The sequence below is a fragment of the Microbacterium sp. FG3 genome, assembly GCF_057809335.1.
Genome location: NZ_JBMDJT010000001.1, coordinates 142,760 through 158,501, shown reverse-complemented (window position 1 = coordinate 158,501; position 15,742 = coordinate 142,760). Strand labels below are relative to the sequence as shown.

12 protein-coding genes are annotated in these 15,742 nt (G+C 72.8%); 8 read left to right on the top strand and 4 right to left on the bottom strand.

Annotated elements, in window-relative coordinates; translation table 11 throughout:
* Positions 1–727, bottom strand: a 727-nt coding sequence (locus ACODR5_RS00755; RefSeq protein ID WP_488982420.1) for an RDD family protein, incomplete at its 3' end; no start/stop codon positions are given.
* Positions 724–2,058, bottom strand: a complete 1,335-nt coding sequence (locus ACODR5_RS00750; RefSeq protein WP_488982419.1) for a hypothetical protein — start codon at positions 2,056–2,058, stop codon at positions 724–726. The genes ACODR5_RS00755 and ACODR5_RS00750, both read right to left, overlap by 4 nt.
* A gap of 98 nt (positions 2,059–2,156) precedes the next feature.
* Between ACODR5_RS00750 and eccCa the strand changes: the two genes are divergently transcribed.
* The 3 genes from eccCa (at position 2,157) to rocD (ending at position 8,292) form a co-directional block, all read left to right on the top strand.
* Positions 2,157–6,125: a type VII secretion protein EccCa gene (gene eccCa, locus ACODR5_RS00745; RefSeq protein WP_488982423.1), complete on the top strand. Its 3,969-nt coding sequence runs from the start codon at positions 2,157–2,159 to the stop codon at positions 6,123–6,125.
* 122 nt (positions 6,126–6,247) lie between these two features.
* On the top strand, positions 6,248–7,117 hold the full coding sequence (gene ddaH, locus ACODR5_RS00740; RefSeq protein ID WP_449853894.1) for a dimethylargininase: 870 nt from the start codon (positions 6,248–6,250) through the stop codon (positions 7,115–7,117).
* Complete coding sequence (gene rocD / locus ACODR5_RS00735) at positions 7,114–8,292, top strand: ornithine--oxo-acid transaminase (RefSeq protein ID WP_488982418.1); 1,179 nt, start codon at positions 7,114–7,116, stop codon at positions 8,290–8,292. The genes ddaH and rocD overlap by 4 nt, the downstream gene beginning before the upstream one ends.
* 6 nt (positions 8,293–8,298) lie before the next feature.
* Here rocD and ACODR5_RS00730 read toward each other — a convergent pair whose 3' ends face one another.
* A complete protein-coding gene (locus ACODR5_RS00730) occupies positions 8,299–9,660 on the bottom strand; it encodes an MFS transporter (RefSeq protein WP_488982422.1) in 1,362 nt (453 codons plus the stop codon).
* A gap of 5 nt (positions 9,661–9,665) precedes the next feature.
* Positions 9,666–10,178 (bottom strand): MarR family winged helix-turn-helix transcriptional regulator, encoded by a 513-nt coding sequence (locus tag ACODR5_RS00725; RefSeq protein WP_488982417.1) that lies wholly within the window; start codon positions 10,176–10,178, stop codon positions 9,666–9,668.
* Between the two features lie 83 nt (positions 10,179–10,261).
* Between ACODR5_RS00725 and ACODR5_RS00720 the strand changes: the two genes are divergently transcribed.
* From ACODR5_RS00720 to ACODR5_RS00700, 5 genes are all read left to right on the top strand, one after another.
* A complete protein-coding gene (locus ACODR5_RS00720) occupies positions 10,262–11,119 on the top strand; it encodes an alpha/beta hydrolase (RefSeq protein ID WP_449853891.1) in 858 nt (285 codons plus the stop codon).
* Between the two features lie 100 nt (positions 11,120–11,219).
* Positions 11,220–12,269, top strand: coding sequence for a lipoate-protein ligase LplAB (gene lplAB / locus ACODR5_RS00715; protein WP_449853890.1), 1,050 nt, complete (start codon positions 11,220–11,222; stop codon positions 12,267–12,269).
* Positions 12,270–12,345: 76 nt separating this feature from the next.
* Positions 12,346–13,335, top strand: a complete 990-nt coding sequence (locus ACODR5_RS00710) for an LLM class F420-dependent oxidoreductase (RefSeq protein ID WP_488982416.1) — start codon at positions 12,346–12,348, stop codon at positions 13,333–13,335.
* A 119-nt stretch (positions 13,336–13,454) separates the two neighbouring features.
* The gene (locus ACODR5_RS00705; protein ID WP_460817125.1) at positions 13,455–15,002 is read left to right on the top strand and encodes an MFS transporter; all 1,548 of its coding nucleotides are present in this window, start codon (positions 13,455–13,457) and stop codon (positions 15,000–15,002) included.
* Between the two features lie 25 nt (positions 15,003–15,027).
* Entirely contained in the window at positions 15,028–15,708 is a 681-nt protein-coding gene (locus tag ACODR5_RS00700) for a hypothetical protein (RefSeq protein WP_488982415.1), read from the top strand.
* Positions 15,709–15,742: the final 34 nt, after the last annotated feature.

The following is a 15,742-nucleotide window of genomic DNA, read 5'->3' as shown; positions in this document are numbered from 1 at the left end:
CCGGCGCGACGAGCGCGGGCGCCGGGCCGCGGGTCCCCGCACCCGCCGCCCGCGGGGTGGTGCCCCCGGCCGGGCGGCCGGTGCCCTGCGTGCCGCCGTATGGCGCGGCTCCCGGCGGCACCGCGCCGTATGGGGCGGCCGCGCGCGAGGGCGGCTCCTGCTCGGCGGGTACGAACTCGGTGCGGCGCACGTCGATCACCTGCAGGTCGCCGATCCGGTCGTGCCACGCCTGCCGCCGGCGCGAGCGATCCGCCATGGCGGTGAGCAGCAGCACGAGAGGTCCCACCACGACGAGGTGCGAGGCGCCGAAGACGAGCGCGCGCGGGAAGGCGCGCGGCGCCCCGGCCGACACCGCCGTGCCGGCGCGCACGGTGCGCAGGCCGAGGGCGAGCTGGCCGAAGGTGGACCCCGTGTGCCCCTCCCACACGGCGAGGCCGACGAGGATCTCGGCGGCCACGATCACCGTGACGAGCACCGAGCCCGTCAGCAGCCAGGAGCCGACCGTGACGACGGCCACGACGGCGAGATCGATCAGCCATGCGGCGATGCGGGGCCCCGGCCCCGCCGCCGCGGGGACCTGCACGAGCGAGCGCGGGGTGTCGAACGTGGGGTACCGCGGCGGCGCCGCCTGCGCGCGCGCCGCGGGCGGCCGCGGCGGAGCGGGCGGCTGGGCGCCGCGCGCCTGCCGACGCGAGGGGCCCTGAGGGGGTGCGGAGCCGATCGTCATGCGATCCTCCTGCCGATCTCGTCGATGATTCCGGAAGCGTAGAGCAGCACGGCGGGCGTGAGGGCGACGAACGAGACCTCGAGCATGTCGCCCGTGCGAGACCAGCCGAGCGAGCGCCATCCGGCCTGCGCGGGGCGGATCAGCAGCACGGCGATCAGGCCGCACACGACCAGGGCGAGCGCCATGAGCAACGGCAGCAGCGGCCACAGCGGCGCAGCGTGCAGCACGAGCGGTACGAGGGCCGCCGTGGCGCCCACCCCGGTGGCGACCTTGGTGATGCCGCGGTGCGCGGTGCGCGACGTCAGGCCGAGGAAGGCCGCGACGCCGGCCACGCCCCCGAGGGCGCACCACGCGGCGACCGTGCCGGCCGGCACGGCGTCGAGCAGCGCCCACGCCGAGACGGCGGAGATCGCCGCGAGCAGGATCGCGCCCGAGTCGCGGCGCCTTCCGGCCTCGCGGATCGTGCCGGCGATGTCGTCGCGCGCCACGCGCCGCGGGGGCCGCGGCATGGTCTCGCGGACGCCGGGCGCATCGCGGATGAGGAACGGCATGTCGAGCAGATCCTCCTCGTCGATCGGCACCGATGCGGGCGTGAGCGCGCGGAACGCGAGCGGCACGGCGCCGAGCAGCAGCGCGGCGGGCGTGTGGGCGGGCAGCGCGAAGAGGAAGCAGACGGCCAGCACGGCGGCGGTCGCCGTCCAGATGACGGCCGAGATGCCCGTCACCGGCAGCACCGGCTGCCGTCGCAGCAGGCCGTAGCCGTGGCGCAGGCACGCGGCGGTGGCGGCGCACACGGCCCCGACGGTGAGCACCGCCTGCGGCGACGCGGTGCCCGAGCTCGCGACGGCGCCCGCGGCGAACGCGACGATCGGCACGAGCATGGCGCGCACATCGTTCTCCGCCGCCTCGGGGTGGAAGGCGAGCGCGCCCGCGCCGAGCGCGAGTGCCGCCGCGGCGACGGCCGCCCACGGCGTCTGCGGCTGGAGGACCGCCGCGATCGTGAGCGCCACCGCCAGCGTGACGAGCACGGCCACGCGCACTGCCGGGTGCCCGCCGGCCCGCGCCCTGCGGCGCTGCGCCTCGTCGGCGGCCCGCGAGGCGTCGGCCGCGGCGGCCGTGTCGAACACCCACAGCAGCGAGCCGTCGGACAGGCCCTCGCCGACGGGCTCGTCGAGGGGCAGCGGATCGCCGGCCGGGCCGATCACGCCCATGCGCAGCGGGTCCAGTCCCGACGCGCGCAGCAGCTCCCGGACCGTGACGTCGCTCGGCACGGCGAGGTCGCGCCTCCGGCCCGACCCCGCGAGCACGAGATTCACGCTCGTTCCCGCCACGCTCTCGATCCGATCCTCGAAGGCGCGTGCAACCGCGACCCGCCTGGGGCCATACTATGGCAGGGTCGTCCGGGCAGGAGGGGGAACCACACGTGAGCATGCCGGCGCCGACCAAGCGTCCGCCGCAGGCACCGCCGGGTGGCCAGCTGATCATCCAGCCACCGCCCGAGCTGCCCAAGCCCGAGGGCATGTCGAACACCCTCATGATGGCGCTGCCCATGGTGGGCAGCATGGGCGCCATCGCCCTGATGTCGTTCAATCAGGGCGGCGACCCGATGCGCACCTACCTCATGGGCGGCATGTTCCTGTTCATGGCGCTCGCCATGGTCGGCGGCAACATCTGGCGCCAGAAGGCGACGCACGCCGAGAACGTGCTCAACACCCGGCGCGAGTACCTCGCGTACCTCTCCGAGACGCGCGAGGTGGTGCGCGAGACGGCGCGCCGCCAGCGCGAGTTCTCCGAGTACGTGCTGCCCGATCCCGAGGCGCTGCCCTTCATCGCGGAGGAGGGCTCGCGCGTGTGGGAGCGGCGCGCGGACCAGGCGGATCAGTACATCGTGCGGATCGGCACGTCGGTGCAGCCGCTGTCGCTCGACCTCGAGGAGGCGCCGGTGCCCGCCCTCGCGCAGCTCGACCCGGTCAGCGCCTCCGCCGCGCACAGCTTCGTGCTCACCCACGAGGTGCAGCCCGGGCTGCCGCACGCCGTCGACCTCCTCTCCACCTGCCGCATCGAGATCGCCGGATCGGAGGCACGCGCGCGCGGCCTCGCCCGCGCGATGATCGCGCACCTGACGACGTTCGTGCACCCGTCGCAGCTGCAGGTCGCCGTGCTCGCCGCGCCCGACGCGCTCCCCTACTGGGAGTGGACGAAGTGGCTGCCGCACGCCCACTCGGCGCGCGAGCGCGACGCCGTCGGCCCCGCCCGCCTCGTCGGCGCCACGTGGGCCGACATCGAGGGGCTCGTCGACGCCGGCATCTCGGAGCGCCCGCGCTTCGCGCCAGGCACCACCGTCTCGGGCCACCACCTCCTGCTCGTCGTCGACGGCGGGCACCTGCCGGCCGGCCACCCGATCGCCTCGGAGGACGGCGTGCACGGGGTGACCGTGCTCGACCTGCCGCAGATGTGGGGCGAGCTGACCGATCCGCACACGCTGCGCCTGCTGCTCGCCGAGGCATCAGGGCACGAGATCATGCACATCGCGCGCCGCGGCGTCTCGCCGCACCCGGCCGTGCCCGACCGCATCAGCGTGAGCGTCGCCGAGGCCACCGCCCGCCGGCTCACCCCGCTGCTCGAGGTCGCCGAGGAGACCGGGGCCGGTCCGAAGAAGGCCGTCTCGGCCGAGCTGACCGACCTGCTCGGCCTGCCGGACGTGCGCGACTTCGATCCCGCCGTCGCGTGGCGCCCGCGCCGGGCGCGCGACCGCCTGCGGGTGCCCATCGGCCTCACCGTGGACGGCCAGCCGATGATCCTCGACATCAAGGAGTCGGCCCAGCAGGGCATGGGCCCGCACGGCATGCTCATCGGCGCGACCGGATCGGGAAAGTCCGAGGTGCTGCGCACCCTCGTGCTCGCGCTGGCCATGACGCACTCGTCCGAGGACCTCAACTTCGTGCTCGTCGACTTCAAGGGCGGCGCGACGTTCGCGGGCATGGCCGACATGCCGCACGTGGCGGCGGTCATCACCAACCTCGGCGACGACCTCACCCTCGTCGACCGCATGCAGGACGCCATCACGGGCGAGATGGTGCGCCGCCAGGAGCTGCTGCGCGACGCGGGAAACTTCGCCAACGTGGCCGACTACGAGAAGGCGCGCAAGGGCGGCCGCACCGACCTCGCGCCGCTGCCGGCGCTGTTCATCGTCGCCGACGAGTTCTCGGAGCTGCTCGCCGCCAAGCCGGACTTCACCGAGCTGTTCGTCGCGATCGGCCGCCTCGGCCGATCGCTGCAGATGCACCTGCTGCTGTCGACGCAGCGGCTCGAGGAGGGCAAGCTGCGCGGCCTCGACTCGCACCTGTCGTACCGGATCGGTCTGAAGACGTTCTCGGGGGCCGACTCGCGGGCCGTCATCGGTGTGCCCGACGCCTTCGAGCTGCCCGGCGGCGGCGGTCACGGCATCCTGAAGTCCGACGCGTCCACGCTCACGCAGTTCCGCGCCGCCTACGTGTCGGCGCCCCCCAAGGCCCGGCGGCGCACGCAGCGCAGCGCCGATCAGCCGGTGCGCGACGTCAAGGTGCAGCAGTTCACCGCCGCCCCCGTCATCGCGCCGACGCAAGCCGCGGACGACGCCGAGGCGTACGTGGACCCGAGCGAGCCGGCCGAGACGCGCGTCACCTTCGACATCGCCGTCGAGCGCATGAAGGGGCAGGGTCCGCCCGCCCACCAGGTGTGGCTGCCGCCGCTCGAGACGCCTCCGACGTTCGACGAGCTGTTCGGCGACCTCGTCGAGGACCCCGCGCTCGGGCTCGTGTCGCCGTCGTGGCGGCGCCGCGGCCGCCTGCGGCTGCCGCTGGGCATCGTCGACCGCCCGCTCGAGCAGCGCCGCGAGGTGCTGGAGCTCGACCTGTCGGGTGCGGGCGGGCACGTCGCCATCGTCGGCTCCGCGCGCAGCGGAAAGTCGACGATGGCGCGCTCGATCGTCGCGGGCCTCGCGCTCACCCACACCCCGGCCGAGGTGCAGTTCTACGTCATGGACTTCGGCGGCGGCACGTTCACGCCGCTGTCGCGGCTCGCGCACGTGGCCGGCGTCGCCGGACGCAACGAGCCCGACGTGCTCCGCCGCATGTACTCCGAGATCCTCGGGATCCTGAACGCGCGCGAGCAGTTCTTCAAGGCGCACAGCATCGACTCGATCGAGACCTATCGGCGCTGGCGCGCCGAGGGGCGCGTCGACGACGGCTACGGCGACATCTTCCTCATCGTCGACGGCTGGCCGACCCTGCGGGCCGAGTTCGACGAGATGGAGTTCGAGATCCAGGCGCTGGCGGCGCGCGGCCTCACCTTCGGGCTGCACATCGTCGCGACGACCGCGCGCTGGATGGACTTCCGCACGCAGATCCGCGACACGTTCGGAAGCAAGCTCGAGCTGCGCCTGGGCGACCCGATGGACTCGGAGATCAACCGCAACATCGCCAAGAACGTGCCCAGCGAGCGCCCCGGCCGCGGCCTCACGATGAGCGGTCACCACATGATCGGCGCGCTGCCGCGTGTCGACGGCGTGGCCGACGACGACTCGCTCGCGGAGGGCGTCGAGGACCTCGTCGCTCGCGTCGGCGCCGCGTGGAAGGGTCGCCCCGGCCCGAAGCTGCGCCTGCTGCCCGAGATGCTGCGGCTCGACGACCTGCGCGCCGCGGCCACCGACGAGCGGCTGCAGCGCTCGATCCTGCTCGGCATCGACGAGGCCGCGCTCGGCCCCGTCGGCTTCGATCCGCGCGCCGACTCGCACCTGTACCTGTTCGGCGATTCCGGATCGGGCAAGACGTCGTTCCTGCGCGGCATCGCCGGCGAGGTGCGCCGGCTCTACACGCCCGCCCAGGCGCAGATCTTCATTGTGGACTACCGCCGCGCGCTGCTGGCCGAGGTGCCGGAGGACTACCTCGCCGGCTACTACACGACCGCGGATCAGGCGACCCAGGAGATCGCGGGCCTCGCGCAGTACCTGCGCAACCGCCTGCCCGGCCCGGATGTGACGCCCCAGCAGCTGCGCGACCGCTCGTGGTGGTCGGGCGCCGAGGCGTTCGTGCTCGTCGACGACTACGACCTCGTCGCCACGGCGAGCGGCAACCCGCTCGCCGCGCTGCAGCCGCTGCTGGCGCAGGCCGCCGACGTGGGCCTGCACGTGATGTTCGCGCGTCGCATCGGCGGCGCCTCGCGCAGCCTCTACGAGCCGGTGACGCAGACGCTGCGCGACCTGGCGGCGCCCGGCATCATGCTCTCGGGCCCCACCGAGGAGGGCGCGCTGATCGGCAACGTCAAGCCGCGTCCCGCGGTGCCGGGCCGCGCGCAGTACATCTCGCGCGACCGCGGCAACCTCGTGCTGCAGCTGGCGTACTCGCCGCCCACCGTGTGAGACGGGGGTTCGCAGCGGGCGCGTGGCAGAATGTGTGCGGCGTGCATTCGCGTAGGTGTTGAGTCACTCCGCAGTGCCCGAGGACAGCGTCCGCCGCCCGTTTTCACGACGAGGAGCGATCCATGTCCCAGATGTCCGTCGCCGTCGCGCCCGCCTCCGAGCGCACGCAGCACCCGCGCCGGTACCTGATGTGCCGGCCCGAGCACTTCACGGTGTCGTACTCGATCAACCCGTGGATGGAGCCGGCCAACCCGACCGACACGGCGCTCGCCGTGCGGCAGTGGCAGAAGCTGTACGACACGTACGTCGAGCTCGGCCACGAGGTCGAGCTGATCGATCCGGTCCCCGGCCTGCCCGACATGGTCTACACCGCCAACGGCGGCTTCGTGATCGACGGCGTCTTCTACGCGCCGCGCTTCCGCTTCGAGGAGCGTCAGGGCGAGGAGCCCGCCTTCATCGAATGGGCGCGCTCGCACGGCTTCGAGGTCGTGCTGCCGGAGTTCACGAACGAGGGCGAGGGCGACTTCCTGCTCGCCGGCGACGTCGTCCTGGCGGGGCGCGGCTTCCGCTCGACCGACGACAGCCACGCCGAGATCGCGCGCGTGTTCGACCGCGAGGTCGTCTCGCTCACGCTCGTCGACCCGCGCTTCTACCACCTCGACACCGCGCTGAGCGTGCTCGACCCCGTCGTCGCGCCGGGCCAGACGCCCACGATCGCCTACCTGCCCGGCGCCTTCGACGACGCCAGCCGCGCCGAGCTGGAGCGCCGCTTCCCCGACGCGATCCGCGTCGCCGACGCCGACGGCGCGGTGTTCGGCCTGAACTCGGCCAGCGACGGCCGCAACGTGTTCATCTCCCCGCGTGCCACCGGCTTCGAGGCGCAGCTGCGCGAGCGCGGCTACAACCCGGTGCTGATCGATCTGTCCGAGCTGCTGCTCGGCGGCGGCGGCATCAAGTGCTGCACGCTCGAGCTGCGGGGCGGCGCCCGATGACGGCCGAGCCGCACGTCGCGCGCAACTACAAGCCCCTGCCCGTCACGATCGCCTCGGGCGAGGGCGCGTGGGTGACCGACGTCGAGGGGCGCCGCTACCTCGACCTGCTCGCGGGCTACTCCGCCCTCAACTTCGGGCACGGCCACCCCGGCCTCGTCGCCGCGGCGACGGAGCAGCTGGGGCGCGTCACGCTCACGAGCCGCGCGTTCCGCTCGGATCGCCTCGAGCCGTTCGCGGCCGCGCTGGCCGAGCTGTGCGGCAAGGACCTCGTGCTGCCGATGAACACGGGCGCCGAGGCCGTGGAGACCGGCATCAAGGTGGCCCGCGCGTGGGGCTACCGCGTGAAGGGCGTGCCCGCCGACCGCGCGAAGATCGTCGTCGCGCACGGCAACTTCCACGGCCGCACGACGACGATCGTCGGCTTCAGCGACGACCCGGATGCGCGCGACGACTTCGGTCCCTACGCCCCGGGATTCGCCGCCGTGCCGTTCGGCGACGCCGCGGCGCTGGCGGCGGCGATCGACGACGACACCGTCGCGGCGCTGCTCGAGCCCATCCAGGGCGAGGGCGGCGTCGTGATCCCGCCCGAGGGCTACCTGCGCGAGGTGCGCGCGCTCACGCGCGAGCGCAACGTGCTCTTCATCGCCGACGAGATCCAGTCGGGCCTCGGGCGCACCGGAGAGACGTTCGCGTGCGACCGCGAGGGCGTCGTGCCCGACGTGTACCTGCTCGGCAAGGCGCTGGGCGGCGGCATCCTGCCCGTCTCGGCGGTCGTGGCCGACGAGGACGTGCTGGGCGTGATCCGCCCGGGCGAGCACGGCTCGACCTTCGGCGGCAACCCGCTCGCGGCGGCCGTGGGCCTGGCGGTCGTCGAGCTGCTGCGCGAGGGCACCGTTCAGGAGCGCGCGCGGGCCCTCGGCGAGCACCTCGGCACGCGTCTCGACGCGCTCATCGCGCACGGGGTGGCGGGCTACCGCCGCGCCGGGCTGTGGGCGGGCGTCGACATCGATCCGGCGTTCGGGACCGGCCGCGAGGTCGCCGAGGCGCTGCTGGCGCGCGGCGTGCTCGTGAAGGACACGCACGGCCAGACGATCCGCATCGCCCCGCCCCTGGTCATCCGCGCCACCGAGCTCGACTGGGCCGTGGAGCAGCTGCAGGTGGTCCTCGCCCGCTGACGCGGGTCAGGCGCGGCGCGGGGCCGGCTCGGCGTCCGGATCGTCGTCGGCGATCGAGATGGGCGTCGTGCTCGCGATCTCCTCGCTGAACTCCTCGGGCCCGGGTCCCGGCTTCGTGATGACGGGGATCGACACGGTCTCATCGATCGAGAAGCCGAGGCGGCGGTGCTCGTGGCGGTGCATGCGCCCCGACGCGATGAGCCACGTCAGCCCGATGAGGCACGAGATGAGGCCGCCGAGGGCGCCGGTGTTGATCGCCGCGCGCGGGCCCCACTCCGCCGCGATCCAGCCGACTATCGGCGCGCCCACGGGCGTGCCGCCCATGAGGATGGCCATGTAGATGGCCATCACGCGCCCGCGCACGGCGGGCGGTGTGGTCGTCTGCACGTAGCCGTTCGCGGTGGTGAGCATGGTCACGGTGGCGAAGCCGATGCCGACGATGACGATGGCGTAGAGCCAGTAGGTGGGCATGAGCGACGACAGGAGCGCGATCGCGGCGAAGCCCCCCGTCGCGGCGATGACCACCCGCATCCGGGCGCGATCGCGGCGCGCCGCCATGAGGGCGCCGGCCAGCGATCCGATCGCGATGATCGAGCTGAGCAGGCCGAAGCCGTCGGCCTCCCGGCCGAACTCGAGCGCCATCGTCGAGGCGTAGATGGGGAAGTTCATCGCGAGCGCCCCCATCAGGAAGATCATCACGAAGATGACGATGAGGTCGGGCCGGGTGCGCACGTAGCGGAACCCGTCGCTGAGGCGCGAGCGGTTCTTCTGCTCGGCGCGCGGCTGCAGCTCGTGCGTGCGCATCAGCAGGAGGGCGGTGATCATCGCGAGGTACGTCGCGGCGTTCAGCAGGAACACCCAGCCCGATCCGATCGCGACGATGAGCACGCCGGCCACGGCCGGGCCCAGCATGCGCGCGCTGTTGAACGAGGCCGAGTTGAGCGCCACGGCGTTCGAGGCGAGCTCGTGCCGCACGATGTCGGTCACGAAGGTCTGCCGCGCGGGGTTGTCGAAGGCGGCGACGATGCCCATCGCGAACGCGAAGGCGTACATCATCCCGAGTGTCATGAGGCCGCTCAGCAGCAGCACGGCGGTCGCGACCGAGAGCACGCCCAGCAGCAGCTGCGTGACGATGAGCAGCAGGCGCCGGTCGAAGCGGTCGACGACCCAGCCGGTGACGCCCACGAGCAGCAGCGGCGGCGCGAACTGCAGCGCCATGGTCAGGCCCATCGCGCCCGCGTCGTTGTCGGTGAGGTAGGTGAGCACCACCCAGCTCTGCGCCGTCGACTGCATCCACGACCCGATGTTCGACACGAGGGCGCCGAGGAACCAGACCCGGTAGTTGAACGAGGCGAAGGAGCGGAACATCGCGTTCACGGCCGGCCTCCGTCCTGCGCGGCCTCGCGACCCGGATCCGCCGGATCGGGCGCGGCCTGCGGCTCGGCGGCGAGGCGGGGGTCGCGCTCGACCTCGCGCAGGATGATCTCGGCGGCGCGGCGCATCACGGCGCGGTCCTCGGGCGGGAGCCCGGCGAGCACGCGGCCGAGCCATTCGTCGCGGCGGCGCGTGGTCTCGGCCACGACGGCGCGGCCGGCTTCGGTGATGGCGATGACGACGCGGCGCCGGTCGGCCGGATCCTCGGTGCGCGTGAGGTAGCCGAGCTCCTCGAGCCCGTTCACCGTGCGGTTCATCGACGGCGCGGTGATGCCCTCGCGCGCGGCGAGGGCTGAGAGCGTGTGCGATCCGAGGGTGTTGAGATGGGCGAGGACCGCGAACTGGCCGTCGGTCATCTCGGCGACCGCGCGCTGCTGGCGCATGCGGCGCGAGAGGCGGAAGGTCGCCGCGCGGATCTCGGAGGCGTCGGAGGAGAGTGATTCGTTAGCCATTCGAATCATTAGCCTAGCTCATTAGCTTTGCTAACGGAACCCGGATATCGCCGTGCCGGTTCGGGGGCGATAGGGTGCCACTCATGCCCGAGTTCATCGACGCGCACGGCGTCGCGATCGTCTACGACGTCCACGAGCCCGAGGGCGCGCCGCGCGGGGTCGTGCAGCTGCTGCACGGTGTGGGCGAGCACGCGGGACGCTACGCGCACGTCATCGAGGCGCTCACGGGCGCCGGCTTCGTCGTGTATGCGGACGACCACCGCGGCCACGGCCGCACCGGCATGAAGCAGCACGGCGACGCGCGCCTGCTCGGCAGGCTCGGCGTGGGCGGGCACCCCGCCGCGCTCGCCGCGGTGCGTCGGCTCAGCGGCATCATCCGGGACGAGCGTCCCGGCCTGCCGCTCGTCCTGCTGGGGCACTCGTGGGGGTCGTTCCTCGCGCAGATGCTCTTCGATGCCGATCCCGCGGGCTACGACGCCGTCGTCCTGAGCGGCTCGGCGCTGCGCTGGCCGGGCTCCCTCAACGCGGGCGACCTGAACGCGCGCTGGCGGGGACCGCAGGCGAACGGCCTCGAGTGGCTCTCGACCGATCCGGCCGTCGCGAGCGCGTTCCACGCCGACCCGCTGACGACCGCCACGCCGCTGCGCAAGCTCTTCGGTCTCGTCGACGGTGCGCGCCTGTTCGGCCGCCCCCGCCGAGGGCTGCGCGAGGCCGCCGGGCGCGACGTGCCGATCCTGCTGCTCGTGGGCCGCGACGACCCGGTGGGCGGCCCGCGCTCCGTGCACCGCCTGGCCGACGCCTACCGCACCCGCGGCGGCTTCGAGGACGTCACGACCCTCGTCTACCCCGACGCCCGCCACGAGATCGTCAACGACGCCAGCTGGCCGCAGGTGCGCGCCGACCTGCGCGCCTGGCTCGACGCGCGCTTCCCCCCGCGCTGACCCCCCCACATCCGGCGAGACAGCATCCGCGCGCCGAGACAGCGTGCAGACGCCGCTGACTCGGCGCCGGGTTGCTGTTTCGCGGTCGTAGGGTGGGAGCATGCACGGTGAGTTCAAGGTGCCAGGGGGCAAGCTCGTCGTCGTCGACCTCGACGTCGTGGACGGCAGGATCAGCGGCTTCCACCTGGCGGGCGACTTCTTCCTCGAGCCGGACGACGCGCTGCTCGACATCAACGCCGCCGTGAACGGCCTGCCCGACACCGCCGACGTGCCCCAGATCGCCGCCGCCGTGCGCGGCGCGCTGCCGGAGGGCGCGCAGCTGCTGGGCTTCACACCGGAGTCGGTGGGCACCGCCGTGCGCCGCGCGCTCGTCACCGCCGCCGGCTGGCGCGACTTCGAGTGGGAGATCGTCGACGACCCCGCCGTCTCGCCCATGATGAACCTCGCGCTCGACGAGGTGCTCACCGAGCGCGTCGGCGCCGGCGAGCGCAAGCCCACGCTGCGCATCTGGGAGTGGGACGAGTCGGCCGTCGTCATCGGATCCTTCCAGTCGTACCGCAACGAGGTGGATCCGGATGGCGCGGCGAAGCACGGCTTCCAGGTCGTCCGCCGCATCTCCGGCGGCGGCGCCATGCTCATGGGCGCCGAGCAGATCATCACGTACTCGCTCTACGTGCCGGCCTCGCTCGTGGCGGGCCTGACGTTCGCTGACTCGTACGCCTACCTCGACGACTGGGTGCTGCAGGCGCTGCGCTCGGTCGGCATCGACGCGACGTACCAGCCCCTCAACGACATCGCGAGCCCCACCGGCAAGATCGGCGGCGCGGCGCAGAAGCGCCTCGCGAACGGCGGCGTGCTGCACCACGCCACGCTCAGCTACGACATCGACGGCCAGGTGCTGACCGAGGTGCTGCGCATCGGGCGCGAGAAGCTCAGCGACAAGGGCACGGTCTCGGCCGCCAAGCGGGTGGATCCGCTGCGCAGCCAGACGGGCATGCCCCGGCGGGCGATCATCGACCGGTTCATGGAGACCTTCGCCGCCTACACGGGCGCGACGCGCGGATCCGTCTCGGCCGAGGAGTACGCGGCCGCCGAGGAGCTCGTGCGCACCAAGTTCTCGACCGACGCCTGGCTGCACCGCGTGCCCTGAGCCCGCGGGCGTGTCGGCGCCGCATCGGGGCGGGTCGCGTCCCTGCCGATCGCCGTGCGGGAGTAGCGTGAGCGCTATGCGATTCGGAACCTTCATCCCGCAGGGCTGGCGCTTCGACCTGGTCGGCATCGACACCACCGAGCAGTGGAACACGATGAACGGGCTGGCACAGCGTGCCGACGCCGGCCCGTGGGAGTCGATCTGGGTCTACGACCACTTCCACACCACGCCCGTGCCGAGCGCCGAGGCGACGCACGAGGCCTGGACGCTCATGGCGGCGTTCGCCGCCTCGACGAGCCGCGTGCGGCTGGGGCAGATGTGCACGTGCATGAGCTACCGCAACCCGGCCTACCTGGCCAAGGTCGCGGCGACCGTCGACCACGTCTCGGGCGGCCGCGCCGAGATGGGCATCGGCGCCGGATGGTACGAGCACGAGTGGCGCGCGTACGGCTACGGCTTCCCCGACGCGCCCGCCCGCCTGCGCATGCTGCGCGAGGGCGTCGACATCATGCAGCAGGCATGGCTCACCGGCAAGGCCACGCTCGACGGCGAGTTCTACCAGGTGGACGGCGCGATCGTGCAGCCGCTGCCGCTGCAGGACGGCGGCATCCCGTTCTGGATCGCCGGCGGCGGCGAGAAGGTGACGCTGCGGATCGCGGCGCAGTACGCCTCGTACACGAACTTCGCCGGCGGCGATCCGGAGGTGTTCCGCGCCAAGAGCGAGGTCCTGCGCGGCCACACCGACCGGATCGGGCGCGACTTCGCCGAGATCACCCGATCGAGCAACTTCAACACGGTGATCGGCGAGACCGAGGCCGAGGTCGAGGAGCGGCTGCGCGCGATCGAGGCGCGCCTGGCCCCGCACCTCGGCGACACCCTGGAGCGCATCATGGGTGAGTACCGCGCCCCCGGCGCCCTCGTGGGCACCGTCGAGCAGGTCACCGAGAAGCTCGCCGCGATCGGCGAGCTCGGCATGGACTACGCGATCACGTACTTCCCCGAGGCCGCCTACGACACCTCGGGCCTCGAGCTGTTCGAGCAGAAGGTGATCCCCGCGCTGTCCTGAGCGCGCCGGACGCCGCCGCGCAGAGGAGCGACCCTCTCCGCGGCGGCGTCCGCTGAGCGCGGCCGGTTCGTCGTCCTGAGACGTATCGGATGTCCGAGGCGCCGCCTACCCTGGGCCCCATGGAGACCTCCACGCCCTCGGGCGACGCGTCGCGCCCGCCCACGCACCCCGGCGACGGCGCGGCCGCGCCGCCCGTCTCGCACGACCCCACCGGTCAGGCCGTCGTCGTCCCCGCCGACGGCTTCCGGCGCTTCCTCCACGTGCTCGTCAACACGGCCGTGGCGAACGTCACGACGAGCTTCCTGTGGTTCGCGCTGACCTTCTGGATCTACGCCGAGACGCGCAACGTCATCGCGACCGGCGTGATCGGCGGCGCGTACATGCTGTTCGTCTCGCTGTTCAGCATGTTCTTCGGCACGCTCGTCGACCGCTTCCGCAAGAAGCCCGTCATGGTGTGGGCCACGCTCATCGCGCTGATCGTGTTCGTGCTCGACTCCGCGTTCTTCTTCGTCGTCGGCGAGGGCGCCATCACGGATCTCACGGGGCCGGCGTTCTGGATCTTCGCGGTCGTCATGCTCGCCGGCGCGGTCGTCGAGCAGCTGCGCAACATCGCGCTGTCGACCACCGTGACGCTGCTCGTGCCCGACGAGCGCCACGCCAACGCGAACGGGCTCGTCGGCACGGTGCAGGGCCTCGCGATGCTCGTGACGAGCGTCTTCAGCGGGCTCTCCGTCGGCTTCCTCGGCATGGGGTGGACGCTCGTGATCGGCGTCTCGGCGCTCGCGCTCACGATGCTCCACCTGCTCGCCCTGCAGATCCCGGAGCGCCGGGTGGTCCGCACGGAGCAGCAGGTGAAGTGGGTCGACATCCGCGGCGGATGGCTGGCGGTGATCGCGGCGCCCGGCCTGTTCGCCCTCGTGCTGTTCACGACGCTCAACAACCTCGTCGGCGGCGTCTACATGGCGCTCATGGACCCGTACGGCATCGACCTGTTCGGCGTGCAGGGCTGGGGCATCTGGTTCGCCGTCGCCTCGACCGGCTTCATCGCGGGCGGCGCGCTCATCGCCTCGCGCGGGCTCGGCAGGAAGCCGATCCGCACCATGCTCGTCGTCGCGGTGCTCATCGGCGTGATCGGGGCCCTGTTCGGCATCCGCGAGTGGGGCTGGCTCTTCATCGGCGGCATCTGGCTCTACATGGCGCTCGTCCCCGCGATCGAGGCGGCCGAGCAGACGGTGATCCAGCGCGTCGTGCCCTACGAGAAGCAGGGCCGCGTGTTCGGGTTCGCCATGACCTTCGAGGCCGCCTCGGCGCCGATCACGGCGCTGCTCATCGCGCCGATCGCGGAGCTGTTCGTCATCCCCTACATGCGCACCGGCGAGGGGCAGCGGCAGTGGATGTGGCTGCTGGGCACCGGCGAGTCGCGCGGCATCGCGCTGATCTTCGTGATCGCGGGTCTCGTGTGCACGGTGCTCGCGCTCCTCGCCTTCCTCACCCCGCAGTACCGCCTGCTCTCGAGGCAGTACGAGGCCAGCGCGCCGAAGGAGGGCGAGGCCGGAGAGGCGGCGGCGCCGGTGGAGGGCGAGGCGGCCGCGGGTGCGGCGGCGGTGTCCGACTCGGGAGCAGGTCGCAACGCGCGGGTGCACGATGCGGAGACCGACGGCATCTAATGTCGGATGCGGGAGGTGGCCGGTGATGTCCGACGGCGCACGCGAGGCGGGAGACGACTGGGGCCAGGGGTGGTCGGCGGACGATCCGACGAGCCAGCCCGGGACGCTCGTGGCGCGCACGTTCGGCACGATCCCGAACCTCGCGGCGCTCGTGCTCGGCGTCCTGATGGGCGTGGGCGGATTCGCGCTCGCGCTGGAGCCGGAGCCGCTCGGCAACGTCGGGTTCTTCGTCTTCGCGTTCGCGCCGGCGATCTTCATCGTCGTCGTCATCCTGCCCGCACTGGTGCTGCGGCAGGAGAGGACCGAGATCACGCTCGTGCGCCTGCTCGTCGTGCCGCTGCTCGGTGGTGCCGTCGTCGTGCTCGCGGTCTGGGTGCTCACCGTCGTTGCGATGCTGTTCCCCGGCGTGTACGCCCTGGCGGAGGGCGCGGGCTCGCTGTGGGTCGAGGGCGGGGCCAGCACCTGGGTTCAGGCGCTCGTGCTCAACCCGCTCCTGCTCATGCTGGGCGGCCTGGGCGCCTACGTCGTCGTCGTGTTGTTCGTCGTTCTGCCCGTGCTGTCGTTCACCCGGCCCGAGGTGGTCCTCACCGGGACCGCCTGGGCCGACGCCGACGAGGAGCGCAAGGCGCGCATCGCGCCGCTCGTCTTCTGCGGCCTCGCCGCCGTGCTCGCCGTCGCCGGCCTCATCGCCTGGGCGAACATGTGACACGATGATGGCCCGGGCGGTGAGCCCGGGCCAT